At 62.9% G+C, this 14,490-nt stretch carries 13 protein-coding genes and 1 other RNA gene; 5 read left to right on the plus strand and 9 right to left on the minus strand.

Features of this window, described 5'->3' with window-relative positions; translation table 11 throughout:
- Positions 1-53: 53 nt before the first annotated feature.
- Genes BKP54_RS18495 through rimP form a run of 3 tightly spaced genes read right to left on the minus strand, consistent with a single transcriptional unit; the run spans position 54 to position 3,052 of the window.
- On the minus strand, positions 54-752 hold the full coding sequence (locus BKP54_RS18495) for an RNA-binding protein (RefSeq protein ID WP_025425488.1): 699 nt from the start codon (positions 750-752) through the stop codon (positions 54-56).
- Complete coding sequence (gene nusA / locus BKP54_RS18500) at positions 752-2,368, minus strand: transcription termination factor NusA (protein ID WP_025425487.1); 1,617 nt, start codon at positions 2,366-2,368, stop codon at positions 752-754. Before nusA ends, BKP54_RS18495 begins: the two co-directional genes overlap by 1 nt.
- Before the next feature lie 48 nt (positions 2,369-2,416).
- Positions 2,417-3,052, minus strand: a complete 636-nt coding sequence (rimP, locus tag BKP54_RS18505) for a ribosome maturation factor RimP (protein WP_081788827.1) — start codon at positions 3,050-3,052, stop codon at positions 2,417-2,419.
- 260 nt (positions 3,053-3,312) lie between these two features.
- Here rimP and BKP54_RS18510 point away from each other — a divergent pair, with 260 nt between their 5' ends.
- Positions 3,313-4,947, plus strand: a complete 1,635-nt coding sequence (locus tag BKP54_RS18510) for an MFS transporter (RefSeq protein WP_038575795.1) — start codon at positions 3,313-3,315, stop codon at positions 4,945-4,947.
- Positions 4,948-4,995: 48 nt separating this feature from the next.
- Here the strand turns inward: BKP54_RS18510 and BKP54_RS18515 are convergent, their stop codons facing one another.
- From BKP54_RS18515 to BKP54_RS18525, 3 genes are all read right to left on the minus strand, one after another.
- Positions 4,996-6,234, minus strand: coding sequence for a lytic murein transglycosylase (locus tag BKP54_RS18515; RefSeq protein WP_025425484.1), 1,239 nt, complete (start codon positions 6,232-6,234; stop codon positions 4,996-4,998).
- A gap of 62 nt (positions 6,235-6,296) precedes the next feature.
- The gene (recR, locus tag BKP54_RS18520; RefSeq protein ID WP_025425483.1) at positions 6,297-6,902 is read right to left on the minus strand and encodes a recombination mediator RecR; all 606 of its coding nucleotides are present in this window, start codon (positions 6,900-6,902) and stop codon (positions 6,297-6,299) included.
- A 107-nt stretch (positions 6,903-7,009) separates the two neighbouring features.
- Positions 7,010-7,621: a LysE family translocator gene (locus BKP54_RS18525; RefSeq protein ID WP_025425482.1), complete on the minus strand. Its 612-nt coding sequence runs from the start codon at positions 7,619-7,621 to the stop codon at positions 7,010-7,012.
- Positions 7,622-7,749: 128 nt separating this feature from the next.
- On the opposite strand from BKP54_RS18525, the gene BKP54_RS18530 reads away from it, so the two are divergent.
- Positions 7,750-9,573 (plus strand): patatin-like phospholipase family protein, encoded by a 1,824-nt coding sequence (locus BKP54_RS18530; protein WP_025425481.1) that lies wholly within the window; start codon positions 7,750-7,752, stop codon positions 9,571-9,573.
- Positions 9,574-9,693: 120 nt separating this feature from the next.
- On the opposite strand, the gene BKP54_RS18535 is transcribed toward BKP54_RS18530, so the two are convergent.
- From BKP54_RS18535 to ffs, 3 genes are all read right to left on the minus strand, one after another.
- A complete protein-coding gene (locus tag BKP54_RS18535; protein ID WP_025425480.1) occupies positions 9,694-10,017 on the minus strand; it encodes a YbaB/EbfC family nucleoid-associated protein in 324 nt (107 codons plus the stop codon).
- Positions 10,018-10,064: 47 nt separating this feature from the next.
- Entirely contained in the window at positions 10,065-11,936 is a 1,872-nt protein-coding gene (locus BKP54_RS18540; protein WP_025425479.1) for a DNA polymerase III subunit gamma/tau, read from the minus strand.
- A gap of 141 nt (positions 11,937-12,077) precedes the next feature.
- An RNA gene (gene ffs, locus BKP54_RS18545) (signal recognition particle sRNA small type) lies at positions 12,078-12,174 on the minus strand.
- A 107-nt stretch (positions 12,175-12,281) separates the two neighbouring features.
- On the opposite strand from ffs, the gene BKP54_RS18550 reads away from it, so the two are divergent.
- Genes BKP54_RS18550 through BKP54_RS18560 form a run of 3 tightly spaced genes read left to right on the plus strand, consistent with a single transcriptional unit; the run spans position 12,282 to position 14,411 of the window.
- Complete coding sequence (locus BKP54_RS18550) at positions 12,282-12,686, plus strand: HIT family protein (protein ID WP_025425478.1); 405 nt, start codon at positions 12,282-12,284, stop codon at positions 12,684-12,686.
- 2 nt (positions 12,687-12,688) lie between these two features.
- A complete protein-coding gene (nudC, locus tag BKP54_RS18555) occupies positions 12,689-13,669 on the plus strand; it encodes an NAD(+) diphosphatase (RefSeq protein ID WP_025425477.1) in 981 nt (326 codons plus the stop codon).
- Positions 13,670-13,700: 31 nt separating this feature from the next.
- Complete coding sequence (locus BKP54_RS18560) at positions 13,701-14,411, plus strand: YafY family protein (protein WP_025425476.1); 711 nt, start codon at positions 13,701-13,703, stop codon at positions 14,409-14,411.
- The last annotated feature ends 79 nt before the right edge of the window (positions 14,412-14,490 follow it).

Below are 14,490 nucleotides of genomic sequence, written 5' to 3' on the forward strand. Positions count from 1 at the left end.
TCCAAATTGTCTCAAACAATGTACGCGATGCCGGATTTTGCCGGTGACGCGCGTCATTGCTGTGGCTTGCCAGCGCCGCCTTCGGCCCGGACCGGGACGGATCCACGGTACTTTTCGAGCATGATTGCGCGCTTCACTACACCCTCACCCGCCTGCCCTGCAAGCGTTGCGGCATGGATAAAAGCATTACTTCCCAAAAGGCCCTCCATTTCCGCCGCCGTGAAGGGGCGGAACGCGGGTATTTCCGTTTCATCTTCAACCACAAAGCTCATCGCCTTGCGGGCCTGGTCAATCTTGCGGACGCCGTCGGCTGCCGCATCACTCGCGTGGAAGACGGCGAGTGCCGCCAATCCACGAACTGCCTGCTCCGTCTTCGTCGCGCCGGAGATGAACTGGGCCGCCTTGCGCGCCATGTTCATCATTCCGGCAAGCTGCTCGACGAGCAGCCTGTCCACGTCATCGGCAAGCGTCGCATCGACCTTGACGTCGGCCTTCAAGGCCCGGGCGAAGAGCTTCTTCGCCATGGCCTTTTCGACCAGCGCCCGCTCCGCCTTGACCCAGCAGCCGCGCCCCGGAAGCTGACGCTTCAGATCGGGAACGATGCGGCCGTCGGGTCCGGCGACGAAGCGGATCAGATCGTCGGGCGAGCCACTCTCGCGCGTGACGATGCAAGTCCGGGTGCTGCCGCTCTTGTCCTTCGGGCCGTTGTCCGAAGGCAGAACGTCAGCGTCAGTCGATGCGGTGGTCGCCATCAGGCGTCCTGTTCCGCGCCTTCGGCAACCTCGATCGCCTCATCTACTTCCTGCTCGACGGCGAGGTCGTCTTCCGTGATCCAGCCGGCAGCAAGGCGAGCCTGAACGATCATGGCTTCAGCGTCGGCACGCGAAACTTCGAACTTCGAGAACGTGCCCTCGAAGCGCTTGGTCTCGCCGTCCTTGCGTTCGCTCCAGCCAACCAGGTCGTCAGCGGCGCAACCGGCAAAGTCCTCGATGGTCTTGATGCCTTCCTCGCCGAGCGCGACCAGCATCGGGCTGGTCAGGCCATTGATCGTGCGCAGTTCGTCGGCAACGCCGAGTTCCTTGCGCTTGGCATCCATCTCAGCTTCCAGCCTGTCCAGGTACTCGCGGGCGCGGGTCTGGATTTCGGTAGCCGTTTCGTCGTCGAAGCCGTCGATCGAGGCAATTTCGTCGAGATCGACATAGGCAAGCTCCTCGACAGCCGCAAAGCCCTCGGAAGCCAGAACCTGACCGACCATCTCGTCGACGTCGAGCGAGTCCATGAACAGGTTGGTGCGCTCGTTGAATTCCTTCTGGCGACGTTCGCTTTCTTCCTGCTCGGTGAGGATGTCGATATCCCAGCCGGTCAGCTGCGAAGCGAGGCGAACGTTCTGGCCGCGGCGGCCGATGGCCAGCGACAGCTGCTCGTCCGGAACCACCACTTCGATGCGTTCCGCATCTTCGTCGAGAACGACCTTGGCGACTTCCGCCGGCTGCAGCGCGTTGACGATGAACGATGCCGGATCCTGCGACCACGGAATGATATCGATCTTTTCGCCCTGCAGTTCGCCGACGACGGCCTGAACGCGCGAACCGCGCATACCGACGCAGGCGCCGACCGGATCGATCGACGAGTCGTTCGAGATCACGGCGATCTTGGCGCGCGAGCCCGGATCGCGGGCAACCGACTTGATCTGGATGATGCCGTCGTAGATTTCAGGCACTTCCATGGTGAAGAGCTTGACCATGAACTGCGGATGCGTGCGCGACAGGAAGATCTGCGGGCCGCGCTGTTCGCGGCGAACGTCGTAGACGAAGGCGCGGACGCGGTCGCCGTAACGCATGTTTTCGCGCGGGATCATCTCGTCGCGACGGATGATGCCTTCGCCACGGCCGAGATCGACGATGACGTTGCCGTATTCGACGCGCTTGACGGTGCCGTTGACGATCTCGCCGACGCGATCCTTGAATTCGTCGAACTGGCGGTCACGCTCGGCTTCGCGAACCTTCTGCACGATGACCTGCTTGGCCGACTGGGCAGCGATACGGCCGAAATCCATCGGCGGCAGCGGGTCGGCAATGAAGTCGCCGAGCTTGGCGTCCGGGTTGCGGTCGCGGGCCAGTTCAAGCGGGATCTGGGTGGAATAGTCTTCCGCCTTCTCGACCACTTCCAGCAGACGCTGCAGGCGGATTTCGCCGGTCTTGGAATTGATGTCGGCACGGATGTTGGATTCCGAACCATAGCGGGAGCGCGCGGCCTTCTGGATCGCATCGGCCATCGCGGCCAGAACGATCTCGCGGTCGATCACCTTTTCGCGTGCCACTGCATCTGCGATCTGCAGAAGCTCGAGCCGGTTAGCACTGACTGCCATCTCATGTCTCCGTCTGGTTGCAGGGGGCCTCAAGCACCGCCCCGGCTTTTATTCGTCGATAGGTGAATCTTCGTCTTCAAAATTCTCGTTCGCGGCGCGCGCTGCCTTGGCCTTCTTGTCGGCCGTCAGGGCGTCGCGGATCAGGTCGTCGGTCAGGATCAACCGCGCCTCCGCAAGCGTGGTGAAAGGAATGGTAACCGTCGCTTCCTCGCCATAAGCAGGCTGATCGCGCTCGATCTGGAAACCATCCGCATCCACGGACACGATCTTGCCGCGGAAACGCTTGCGGCCTTCAACCAGCACCGAGGTCTCGCATTTCAGCAGGTGACCCTGCCAGCGGAAGAAATCGGACTTGCGCACCATCGGGCGATCGATGCCGGGCGACGACACTTCCAGATGATACGCCTTGTCGACCGGATCTTCCACATCGAGAACCGGGGAAATGGCCATCGAGATCGCTTCGCAATCTTCGACGGTCATGGTGCCGTCGTTGCGCTCGGCCATGATCTGCAGCGTCATGCCGTTCTGGCCGGACATGCGCACGCGTACCAGGCGATAGCCCATCGGCGTCAGCACCGGTTCGATGATGTCGGCGATGCGCTGATCAAGACCGGTCTCGGTGATCAGGCGGGGTTCAATTTCATTTTCAGCCGTTGTCGGATCGGACAAACGATGTCTCCTCATGGGACCGGCTAATAAAAAAGAGCGGGTCCTGACGGGCCCACTCTTCATCTACCGATCAAGAATTTGAGGCCCATATACGCCTCGTTGCCGCAAATTGCAAGGTGTTCGACCGGTGGTGGCCGAAGCCGCCAGATCGGGGCGGATGGCAGGCAATCGATGCGACGGCAAGTTTCAGCGGCTGGCACTTCGGCCTTCGAGGTTTATAACAGGCAACGAACCGCTTCGATATCGCAATCAAAAGACACGAGAGAGAAGACGAGGTGCCCACCCGTATTTCGCCACTGGCCCCCTTCAAGCACGACATCTTCCGCACCATCTGGATAGCAAGCCTCGCCTCCAACTTCGGCGGCCTCATCCAGTCGGTCGGCGCCGCCTGGCTGATGACCTCGATTTCCTCGTCGGCCAACATGGTTGCGCTGGTGCAGGCGTCGACCGCGCTTCCCATCATGATGTTCTCGCTGGTGTCCGGCGCGCTTGCCGACAATTTCGACCGGCGGCGGATCATGCTGGTGGCGCAGTGTTTCATGCTGACGGTGTCGGCGCTTCTGACCATCTGCGCCTATTTCGGCATCATTACGCCGTGGCTGCTCCTGCTCTTCACCTTCCTGATCGGCTGCGGCACGGCGCTCAACAACCCCTCCTGGCAGGCCTCGGTCGGCGACATGGTTCCGCGCGACGACCTGCCGGCGGCCGTGGCGCTGAACAGTATGGGCTTCAACATCACCCGCAGCGTCGGCCCGGCGATCGGCGGCGTGATCGTGGCGACGGCGGGTGCAGCGGCGGCCTTTGCCGCCAACTCGCTCAGCTACTTCGCCATCCTCTTTGCGCTGATGCGCTGGCGGCGCGAAGTGACCATGAGCCCACTGCCGCGCGAAACGCTCGGCCGGGCGATTACGGCAGGCCTGCGCTATGTCGTCATGTCGCCCAATATCGGCAAGGTGCTGGTGCGCGGTTTCCTCTTCGGCCTTTCGGCAAGCGCCATTCTCGCGCTTCTGCCGCTGGTGGCGCGCGATCTCGTCCAGGGCGGACCGCTCACCTACGGCCTGATGCTCGGCGCCTTCGGTCTCGGCGCGATCGGCGGCGCATTGCTGAGCGCAAGACTGCGCGAAATGATGTCGAGCGAAGCGATCGTTCGCCTGGCTTTTGGCGGCTTTGCCGTGAGCACGGTCGTCATTGCCTTCAGCCCCTATGCCTGGCTCAGCTGTCTCGTGCTCCTGGTCTCCGGCGCATCCTGGGTGCTGGCCCTGTCGCTGTTCAACACCACCGTCCAGCTTTCGGCTCCGCGCTGGGTGGTCGGCCGGGCGCTGTCGCTCTACCAGACCATGACCTTCGGCGGCATTGCCGGCGGCAGCTGGCTCTGGGGCACGACGGCCGAGCAATATGGTGCCACCAATGCGCTTGTTGTCTCCTGTCTGTTGATGCTGGCGGGTGCGGTCATCGGCCTGCGCCTGCCGCTGCCCGAGTTCAAGTCGCTCAACCTCGATCCGCTCAACCGCTTCAACGAGCCGCTGCTCGAGCTGGACCTGAAACCCCGCAGCGGCCCGATCGTCATCATGATCGATTACGAGATCGACGATGCCGACATACCGGAGTTTCTGGAGACCATGGCCGAACGGCGGCGCATCCGCATCCGCGACGGCGCCGGCCATTGGGCGCTGATGCGCGATCTGGAAATTCCGACCACCTGGACGGAAACCTACCATGTGCCGACCTGGGTGGAATATGTGCGCCATAACCAGCGCCGGACGCAAGCCGACGCCTCGGTCGGCGACAAGCTGACGGCGCTGCATCGCGGCGCAGCGCCACCGCGGGTGCATCGCATGATCGAGCGCCAGACGATCGTTCCGACGCATTACGAGCGCTACAAGCGGCAGGTGAACGTCGACATGCACTGAGGCGAAGCGCGCGCCTAGGATTGGGTAAACACGCCGGCAGCAGCAGACTTACCGGAGCTTCGCTTTCAACGTGGCGTCGGGAAAGCAGGTCGGCGCCAGGCCGTTCTTGGCCTGCCAGTCGCCGAGCGAGCGGCGCGTCTTGTAGCCGGCCAGACCATCGGCCTTGCCGACGTCGTAGCCCTTGGCAACCAGCGCCTTCTGCATCGCCAGGACATCGGAGCGCAGCATGTTGCCGACATCGCCCCAGGTGCCGCGGAAGGCACCGCCACCCGCGCCGATGCGATCGGCAAGGTTGCCAATGAACAGCGCATAGAGGTCCGAGTTGTTGTATTCCTTGAGCACATAGAAATTCGGCGTGACGATGAACTCCGGCCCATGAGTGCCGGCCGGAACCAACATCATCGACGGCGCCGAACGCTCATGCGACGGGAAGGCTTTTCCGGAAATGCGGGTGATGCCCTTGGCCGCCCAATCGGACATCGGCCGGGCAAGATCCGGACCTTCCTGTGCGCAGGAGACGCCGGCCGGGATCGACACTTCGAAGCCCCAGTCGCGGCCACGTTGCCAGCCCTTCTTGACGAGATAGTTGGCAATCGACGCCAAGCTGTCGGGAACAGAGTTCCAGATATCGCGGCGGCCGTCGCCGTCGAAATCGACGGCATATTGCAGGAAGCTCGACGGCATGAACTGCGGCTGACCCATGGCGCCGGCCCAGGAGCCGCGCATCGACACCTCTTCGACGTCGCCGCTGTCCAGAATATGCAAGGCCGCGATCAACTCGCGGCGGAACAGATCCGGCCGGGTCGACATGAAGGCCTTGGTCGCCAGGACATCGACGACCGGATAGGGAATTTTCGCGCGTCCGAAGCCGGATTCGCGGCCCCAGATCGCCACGACCACCGATGCCGGAACCCCATAGGTCTTTTCGATCCGCTTCAGGGTAGACGCGTGCGTCGAAGCAAGGCTTCGCCCCGTTGCCGCCAATCCCTGCAGCCGCTTTTCGGAGAAGTAGCTGCCGGGCGAGGAAAACTCCGCCTGGCTCTGCTTCTGCTCCTTCGGCTTGGGGAAGCCGGGTGGGGCCAGATCGGGCAGGTCCCAGTTCAGCTTTACGTCAGCAAATGCGGCCTTGAACGATCGCGCTGATACACCCGACTTCTCGGCTTCCGGCCAGAGATCGCGCTGCAGCCACTGGCGAAACTGGTTCTCGACATCCGCCTTGGAGGCAGCCTGGGCGAAGCCCGTGAAAACGCAGAACAACAATGTCGACAGTGATAGAAATCTCAGCATCCGGCTTCCCTATCGGTTGGATCGCGGGCGGTTGGGGCAAAAGCCCCGATCAATTCGAGGTGTCAGATCGAGGTGCGGGCGCGAAGGGCGGCCGCCAGCGTGCCCTCGTCGAGATAATCGAGTTCGCCGCCAACAGGCACGCCATGGGCAAGCCGCGTGATCTTCACCTCCATCCCCTCGAGCTGGTCGGTGATATAGTGGGCGGTAGTCTGGCCCTCGACCGTGGCGTTGACGGCGATGATCAGTTCGCGGACGCCGCCATTGGCAACGCGCTGCACCAGCCCCTTGATGTTGAGGTCGTCGGGGCCGACGCCGTCGAGCGGCGACAGCGTGCCGCCGAGCACGTGATAGGCGGCGTTCATCGCCGCGGCCCGTTCCAGCGCCCAGAGATCGGCGACATCCTCGACGACGATGATCACCGACTGGTCGCGGCGTTCATCCGCGCAGACCGTACAGGGATCGATCGTGTCGACATTGCCGCAGCACGAGCAGATGCGCACCTTGCGATGGGCCTCGCCCATGGCTTCCGCCAGGGGCCCAAGCAGCTGGTCCTTCTTCTTGACCAGATGCAGCGCCGCGCGCCGCGCCGAACGCGGCCCCAGCCCCGGCACCTTTGCCAGAAGCTGGATCAGTTTTTCGATTTCGGGACCGGTGACTCGCTTTGCCATGCGGCGCTTTTAGCCCATATCGCCGACAAACGGAATCGCCTTGCCGGAATATCACGCGGCTCCCGCCCTCCATTGCGCCGGAACTCACGGACGCATCGAAGCACGGCTCAACGGGTGGCGATGACGACGGCCGCCCCGGCGATGGTTCCGGCGCTGGCGCGGTTGGCGAGGCGAACGGCGCGCTTGCTCTTCAGGAGCTTGCGCGCATTGGCGGCCATGGTCACCCAGCCGAAATCGACCACGACCAGAACCACCAGCATCGTCGCAACCAGCTCCATCCAGCCGATCAAGGTGACCGAGCGCAGGTCGATGATCGAGGGCAGCAACGCGACGTAGAACATCATCACCTTGGGATTGCCGAGCGTCACCGTCAGGCCGGCAAAGAACAGCTTGGAGGGTGAGCGCGACTGCGGCAGGCTGTCGCCGGGCAGATCCGGTTCGGCCATCCACATTTTCCAGGCGAGATAGAGCAGGTAGGCGACGCCCAGCCACTTGATGGCAACGAACAGCAGATGGAAGCTTTCGGCAATCGCCGCCAGGCCCGCCACCGCAAATGACAGCCAGATGGCCTCGCCGATCCAGAGCGCCACAAGGAAGGGTAGAACGTCGCGCGCGCCCTTCGAAAGCACGCGGGCCACAAGGGCGGCGACGCTCGGGCCGGGCGAGCCGGCCGCAACCAGCAAGGCGCCGGCAAACATAAGCAGGGACGTCATGGTCATGCGCGATCCTCCTCGAGAGGCGGCAAATTACCATGCTTTGCCGTCGGCGCCAGCCTTCCGCCGCTGCGAAATTGCGTGCATCGAACATCAACACAATCTAATGTTGTTGTTCGGAGATGGAGGGTGCGATGAACGATACGACTTTCCGTTACGCCAAACCCAGCGAAGAGTGCGACCTCATCATGAAGGGTGGCATCACCTCCGGCGTGGTATTCCCGCGCGCCATCACTGAACTGGCAACCCGTTACCGCTTCATGCACATTGGCGGAACTTCGGCTGGCGCGATCGCCGCCGTGATGACGGCGGCCGCGGAGTACCGGCGGCAAACCGGCGCGACGGTGGAAGAGAAGAATGCCGGCTTTGCCCTCATCGACGGCATGCCTGGCGAGCTGGCGGCAAACCTTTCAACCTTCTTTCAGCCCTCTGCCGACACGGCCCCCCTCTTTCGCATCGGCATGGCCGCCATTCGCACCCAGCACAGCAGGGCCATGGCCTGCGCCTTGGAGACGCTGCGGGTCTTTGCCCTGCCGGCGTTGCTTGGCGCTGCACCCGGCATTTTGATCCTTATTGCAGGTGTGCTCGGCACCGGCGCCGCGACAATACTGCTCGGCATCGTCACCGCTTTGACCGGCGCAATCTTGATGATCCTCTATCAATTCTACCAGGCGGTAGCGGTGCTCTTGCCGGCCAACGATTTCGGTCTTTGCAGCGGCCTGACCCAGCCGGGCATGAAGAACCCGGCTTTCACCAACTGGATCTCCGAAAGAATAGAGGCGATAGCCGGTCCCCTCCGGCAGGATGGTTCGGACAGGCCGTTGACAATTGGCGACCTCGAGGCGCACGACATCACGCTTAGAAGCGTGACCACCGACCTCTCCTCGCGCCGTCCTTACGAGTTGCCATTCGGAGACCGGGTCCATAATTATCGCAAGTCGGAGTTCGAGGCGTTGTTTCCGTCCTCGATCATGGCGTACCTGCTCAAGGAGAGCAAACCACGCGACATCGTCGCGGCCGATGGGTCGAAGGACTTCTACCAGCTACCGCCGGCAAACAAGCTGCCCGTGGCCATTCTCGCCCGGATGAGCCTGAGCTTTCCCGGGCTGATCCGTGCCGTGCCGCTTTACCGCTACGACTACTCGCTGAAAAGCAGCGCACGGCGCGATCCCGCTACGCACATCCGCTGTCTGTTTTCCGACGGTGGCATCACCAGCAACTTTCCGATTCACCTTTTTGACGGCCTTCTGCCTGGGCGACCGACCTTCGGCATCTCGCTTGCCAGTTATGATCAGCGGCGGCACGGCGATGACGCGGACGGGGCAAGCCGCGTCTATCTTCCGCGCAGGACGTCCGAAGGCAAGGTCGCGCCCATCTACCCGGTCGACGGGCTGTTCGGCTTTGTCGGTGCCATCCTCGACACGGCGCGCAATTGGCAGGACACGCTGCAGAGCCAGCTGCACGGTTACAGCGAGCGGATCGTCGAAGTCAGGCTCGACGACGACAAGGAGGGTGGGCTCAATCTGGATATGGATCGCGAAACCGTCGCCTATCTCAGCGCACTCGGCGGAAAGGCCGGCGAGACTCTTCTTAACGATTTCGACTTCAACGAACACCGTTGGCGTAGAGCGTTGACGATGCTGCCGACATTGGCGGAATCGCTCAGAAAGCTCTCGGCGCGCTACAATGCGCCGCCGACGGACAGCACCGCCGACTATCCAACGATCCTGACGAAATACGACCCGACCGGATTGGTGGGGTCGTCCAAGGCCGAACGCGCAGCGCTCAACGATTTCGCCTTCAAGCTCGCCGAGATCGGCGCGGCGCTCGATCAACGACCGATACCGCCGGCCTCTACACAGAAAGCCGATCTGCGCATCACCGCCAGCATGGACACCAATCCGCGCGGCGCCACTCCGGCGAAACCGATCGTTCCCGCACCGGCGCCCGACTCATAGAGTCGTTTCCGATTTGGACGGAACCGCACAAATGATCTATCTCTTTGTTTTTACGCATTTCCTGACGGAAAACCGCTTCGCACTTTTCCTGGAAATGGTCTAGCAGCGAAGAACGGCCGATCAGAACGGCAGCTTCATACCGGGCGGGATCGGCAGGCCGGCTGTGAGTTCGCGGGTCTTTTCGGCCTGGACGGCCTCGGCCTTGTCCTTGGCGTCCTTGTGGGCGGCGACGATCAGGTCTTCGAGGATCTCGACATCGTCTTCCTTGAACAGCGACGGGTCGATCTTCAGGCTCTTCAGAGTGCCCTTGCCATCGAGGCGGACGGTGACGAGGCCGCCACCGGAGACACCATCGACTTCGAGCGCAGCGATTTCCGCCTGCATCTTCTCCATCTTGGCCTGCATTTCCTTGACCTTGCCCATCATCCCCATGATGTCGCGCATCGTCGTCTCCTGTTCTCTAGAAATTTCCGGTCGTTCGTTCCGACCGACTATTCGATATCGTCGCCGGGGACGATATCGCCATCGGCAGATTCGGCTGTGGCCGGAGCTACGCTCTCGGCCTCTTCCTCCTCGACGGCGCGAATGCGCACGTCGGTGATCTTGGCGCCCGGGAAACGGGCGAGGATGGCAGCCACATCCGGATCCTGGCGCGCATCGCTGACACGCTTTTCCTGGGCCTGCTGTTCGGCTTCGATCATGGTCGGCTCGCCGGGGTCACGGCTGTAGCTGACGATCCAGTGAATGCCGGTCCATTCCTTGAGCTTGACGGCGAGTTCGCCGAGCAGCGTCTTCGGCGCATCATCCGGGACGTTGACGTCAAGCCGGCCGGGCTCGATGCGCACCAGCCGCACGAAGCCGCGCACCAGCGTCTTCAGCTTGATGTCTTTATTCTTGGCGCAGAGGTCGGCGATGTCGCTGACCGAATTGACCGGCACCGACGGCTGAGCCTTTGCTGAAGGCGCGGCTGCCGGCCGCTCCTCGGTGTGTCCGACGCTGATCGGCTGCGGGCTGACATCGGGAACCGCGCGCAACATCGTCGCGCCGTTGCCGGTCGGCCGTCCCATCGATGTCGACTGGGCCGCCTGCGCCTGCACGGGCGCGCCGACTGACGCCAGCATGCCGCCGCCACTTCCACCACCGGGCGCCGGACGGACGCTGCCATTGTCGCTGCCGGACAGTTCGAGCACGCGTCTCGCCGCGTCTTCGGGCGACGGAAGATGGGCCGCATGGGCAAGCCGGATCAGCACCATTTCGGCAGCACCGGCCGGGCGCGACGAACTTTCGGCTTCAGGAATGCCCTTCAGCAGCATCTGCCAGATGCGCGACAGCGTGCTGACGGCGACATTGCCGGCAAACTCCGCTCCGCGCGTCCGCTCGATCTCGCTCAGGGACTGATCGCTGGCCGCATCCGGCACGTATTTCAGCCGGGTGACGAGATGGGTGAAATCGGCAAGGTCGGTCAGAACCACCGTCGGGTTGGCGCCGGCCTCGTATTGTGCCGAAAATTCTGCGAGGGCTGCGGCAACGTCGCCCCTGACGATATGTTCGAACAGATCGACGATGCGGGCGCGATCGGCAAGTCCGAGCATCGAACGCACCGTCTCGACCTCGACGGAACCGCCGCCATGGGCGATCGCCTGATCGAGCAGCGACAGGCCGTCACGGGCAGAGCCTTCGGCCGCACGCGCGACCATCGCCAGCGCTTCGGGATCGAAGGAAACGCCTTCCTTGCCGAGAATGGTCGAAAACAGGCCGACGAGGTCGGAGCCGCTGATGCGCCGAAGATCGAACCGCTGACAGCGCGACAGCACCGTGATCGGAACCTTGCGGATTTCGGTGGTGGCGAAGATGAACTTCACATGTTCCGGCGGCTCTTCCAGCGTCTTCAACAGACCGTTGAAGGCCTGCGTCGACAGCATGTGCACTTCGTCGATGATGTAGACTTTGTAGCGCGCCGAAACCGGGCGGTAGCGCACCTGCTCGATGATCTCTCTGATATCGTCGATGCCGGTATGGGAAGCGGCGTCCATCTCGATGACATCGACATGGCGGCCGTCCATGATCGCCTGGCAATGCTCGCCGAGAGCACGCAGGTCGATCGTCGGCCGATCGATTTCGGGTGTCTTGTAGTTCAGCGCACGGGCGAGAATGCGGGCGGTGGTGGTCTTGCCGACCCCGCGCACGCCGGTCAGCATATAGGCTTGAGCGATGCGGCCGGTTTCGAACGCGTTGGTCAGCGTGCGCACCATCGGCTCCTGGCCGACCATCAGGTCGGAGAAATCCTTGGGGCGATACTTGCGCGCCAGAACGCGGTAGGCGGCTGGTTTCTGTTCGGATGAAATGGACGTTTCGTCGCTCATCGACCCTGCCGCTGCTTGAACTCGTGTCCCGACAGGACGGATTTACGGCACCGCGCGTCGCATGGGATGCGTCTGGACGCCGCAACATTCTGTGATGCTGCCTGATTGCTGAGAGCTATCTCGATCTCAGCAATCAGGCAGGTGGGAGGCTGGCACGATGACCCGTGCCGGGCTCGTTAGGGCTGCTTCCTTCCGGACCTGACCCGGTTGGCGAGTGGCTCGTCCACCACCAACCTCCCGGCTCCCATATCGGCAATATCGCAACCAAATGCAAGCCAAGCCATCAAAAAACTGATATCGATATGCAAAACAAGGCGAATCCGCTCCCGGCACAAGGAGACCTTCTTGACGACATTCACCCTTGACGAGCGGCTTGAACGCGACGGCATCCCGATCGCCTCGATCGGCCTCTGCCAGATGCGCCTGATGAACGATCGCCGCTGGCCCTGGCTGGTCCTCATTCCCCAACGCGGGGACATTTCCGAGATCTTCGATCTCACGCCGCTCGACCAGACGATGCTGACTTTCGAAACCAATATGGTGGCGACCGCCTTGAAAAAGGTCACCGGTGCCGAGAAGATCAATATCGGCGCGCTCGGCAACATCGTCCGGCAGCTCCATGTGCATATCATCGCCCGCAGTGACGGCGACCCGAACTGGCCCGGACCCGTCTGGGGCTTCGGCAAGTCGGAGCCTTGGGGCGAGCAAGACCATCAGGCATTTGCAGCCCGCATTCTGGAAAATCTCTGAACATGACGAAATCGATCTTTGACCTTCGAAGCCCTCATCCGGAGCCGAGCACTCTCGTCGCCTTTTCCGAGAACCACCTGGATCGCCAGTCCGAGCACCGGGCCGACGACTGCATCGAAGTCGCGCTCAAACATCCGGGCGCCCATTTCCTCGCCTTTTCCGGACCGAAGCTGATCGTCAAACACGACGAGAAGATCATCGACCCGCTGTTTGCACCCTATGAGCTCGACGGGCTTGAGCCGGTGCTCGACGACACCATCCTGCTCGGCTACCTGCCGAACGGCGAGCCGCGGCTCGCCGTGCCGACCGGCCTTACCGAAGACAACATGGCCGAGCCGTTCAAGATCGCCGACGGACGCACGCTCTACCGCCAGCAGATGCTGCCGGAAGAACTTCTCGGCCAGTTCGCCCAAGGCTCGAGCCTCATCACATGGAACGCCAACAACCGCTTCTGCGGCCGTTGCGCCGGGCCGATGGAAGGCAAGGCCGGTGGCTATCGCCGCGTCTGCACAGCCTGCGGCCATATGGTTTTCCCGCGCACCGATCCCGTCGTCATCATGCTGACCATCGATCTGGAGCGTGATCTCTGCCTGCTCGGCCGCAGCCCGCATTTCACGGCCGGAATGTATTCGTGCCTCGCCGGCTTCGTCGAGCCGGGCGAAACCATCGAAAACGCCGTGCGCCGCGAAACCCACGAGGAATCCGGCATCCACATCGGCCGCGTGCGCTACCACGCCTCGCAGCCGTGGCCGCTGCCGCACTCGCTGATGATCGGCTGCTATGCCGAGGCGAAATCGACGGCGATCAAGCGCGACGAACAGGAGCTCGAGGATGTCCGCTGGTTCACCCGCGCCGAAACGGCAGCAATGCTGGAACGCACGACCGGCGTGGCCGATACCGGCGACGAGCATATTCCGCCGCCGAAGGGCGCCATTGCCCACCGGCTGATGCGCGACTGGCTGGCCTGGGACGAGCACGGCTGAGCACAGACCTGCCGATACGAGGAGACTTAAGGTGTCCCGCTCCGAACGGCTTCTCGACCTGCTGCAGGTTCTCAGACGCTACCGCCAGCCCGTCAGCGGACGGCGTCTGGCGGAGGAGACCGGCGTCAGCCTCAGAACGCTCTACCGCGATATCGCCAGCCTGCAGGCGCAGGGCGCCCATATCGAAGGCGAGCCGGGGCTCGGCTACATCCTGAAACCCGGCTTCATGCTGCCGCCAATGATGTTCTCGCAGGAGGAGATCGAGGCGCTGGTGCTCGGCTCACGCTGGGTGGCAAAACGCGCCGACACCCATCTGGCGGCGGCCGCCGCCGATGCGCTCGCCAAGATCGCCGCGGTGCTGCCGGCGGATCTGCGCGACGAGCTCGACGCCTCGACACTGCTCGTCGGGCCAAGCCCGCCGGTGGCCGACGGCATCGACATTGCATTGTTGCGCAAGGCGATACGCCACGAGCGCAAGCTCGACCTCGTCTATATCGACAACGACGGCAGCGAGACCCGCCGCACGGTCTGGCCGTTTGCCCTCGGCTTCTTCGAGAATGTTCGAGTTCTGGTTGCCTGGTGCGAGCTGCGCCAGGGCTTCAGGCATTTCCGGACCGACCGCATCAGGCAGGCTGACATGAGCGAGAGCCGCTATGCGCGCCGGCGGCAGGTGTTGCTTCGGGAATGGCGCACGACGCAGAATATTGCTGCGCCTGAAGGCAGGCGGGTCGGTTCGGCATAAGGCATAAAAACCGGAAATCGATGCTGACAGAAATTGGCAGTGGTGCGCGCTAATCTGCAACTCCCAAACAAGGAGACGG

This window comes from Ensifer sp. 1H6 (genome assembly GCF_001976035.1).
Classification (GTDB): domain Bacteria; phylum Pseudomonadota; class Alphaproteobacteria; order Rhizobiales; family Rhizobiaceae; genus Ensifer; species Ensifer canadensis.

Coding starts and splice junctions, on each gene's coding strand:
- BKP54_RS18495 (WP_025425488.1), bottom strand. CDS start 752: ATGGCGACCACCGCATCGACTGACGCTGACGTTCTGCCTTCGGACAAC.
- nusA (WP_025425487.1), bottom strand. CDS start 2,368: ATGGCAGTCAGTGCTAACCGGCTCGAGCTTCTGCAGATCGCAGATGCA.
- rimP (WP_081788827.1), bottom strand. CDS start 3,052: ATGAGGAGACATCGTTTGTCCGATCCGACAACGGCTGAAAATGAAATT.
- BKP54_RS18515 (WP_025425484.1), bottom strand. CDS start 6,234: ATGCTGAGATTTCTATCACTGTCGACATTGTTGTTCTGCGTTTTCACG.
- recR (WP_025425483.1), bottom strand. CDS start 6,902: ATGGCAAAGCGAGTCACCGGTCCCGAAATCGAAAAACTGATCCAGCTT.
- BKP54_RS18525 (WP_025425482.1), bottom strand. CDS start 7,621: ATGACCATGACGTCCCTGCTTATGTTTGCCGGCGCCTTGCTGGTTGCG.
- BKP54_RS18530 (WP_025425481.1), top strand. CDS start 7,750: ATGAACGATACGACTTTCCGTTACGCCAAACCCAGCGAAGAGTGCGAC.
- BKP54_RS18535 (WP_025425480.1), bottom strand. CDS start 10,017: ATGCGCGACATCATGGGGATGATGGGCAAGGTCAAGGAAATGCAGGCC.
- BKP54_RS18540 (WP_025425479.1), bottom strand. CDS start 11,936: ATGAGCGACGAAACGTCCATTTCATCCGAACAGAAACCAGCCGCCTAC.
- nudC (WP_025425477.1), top strand. CDS start 12,689: ATGACGAAATCGATCTTTGACCTTCGAAGCCCTCATCCGGAGCCGAGC.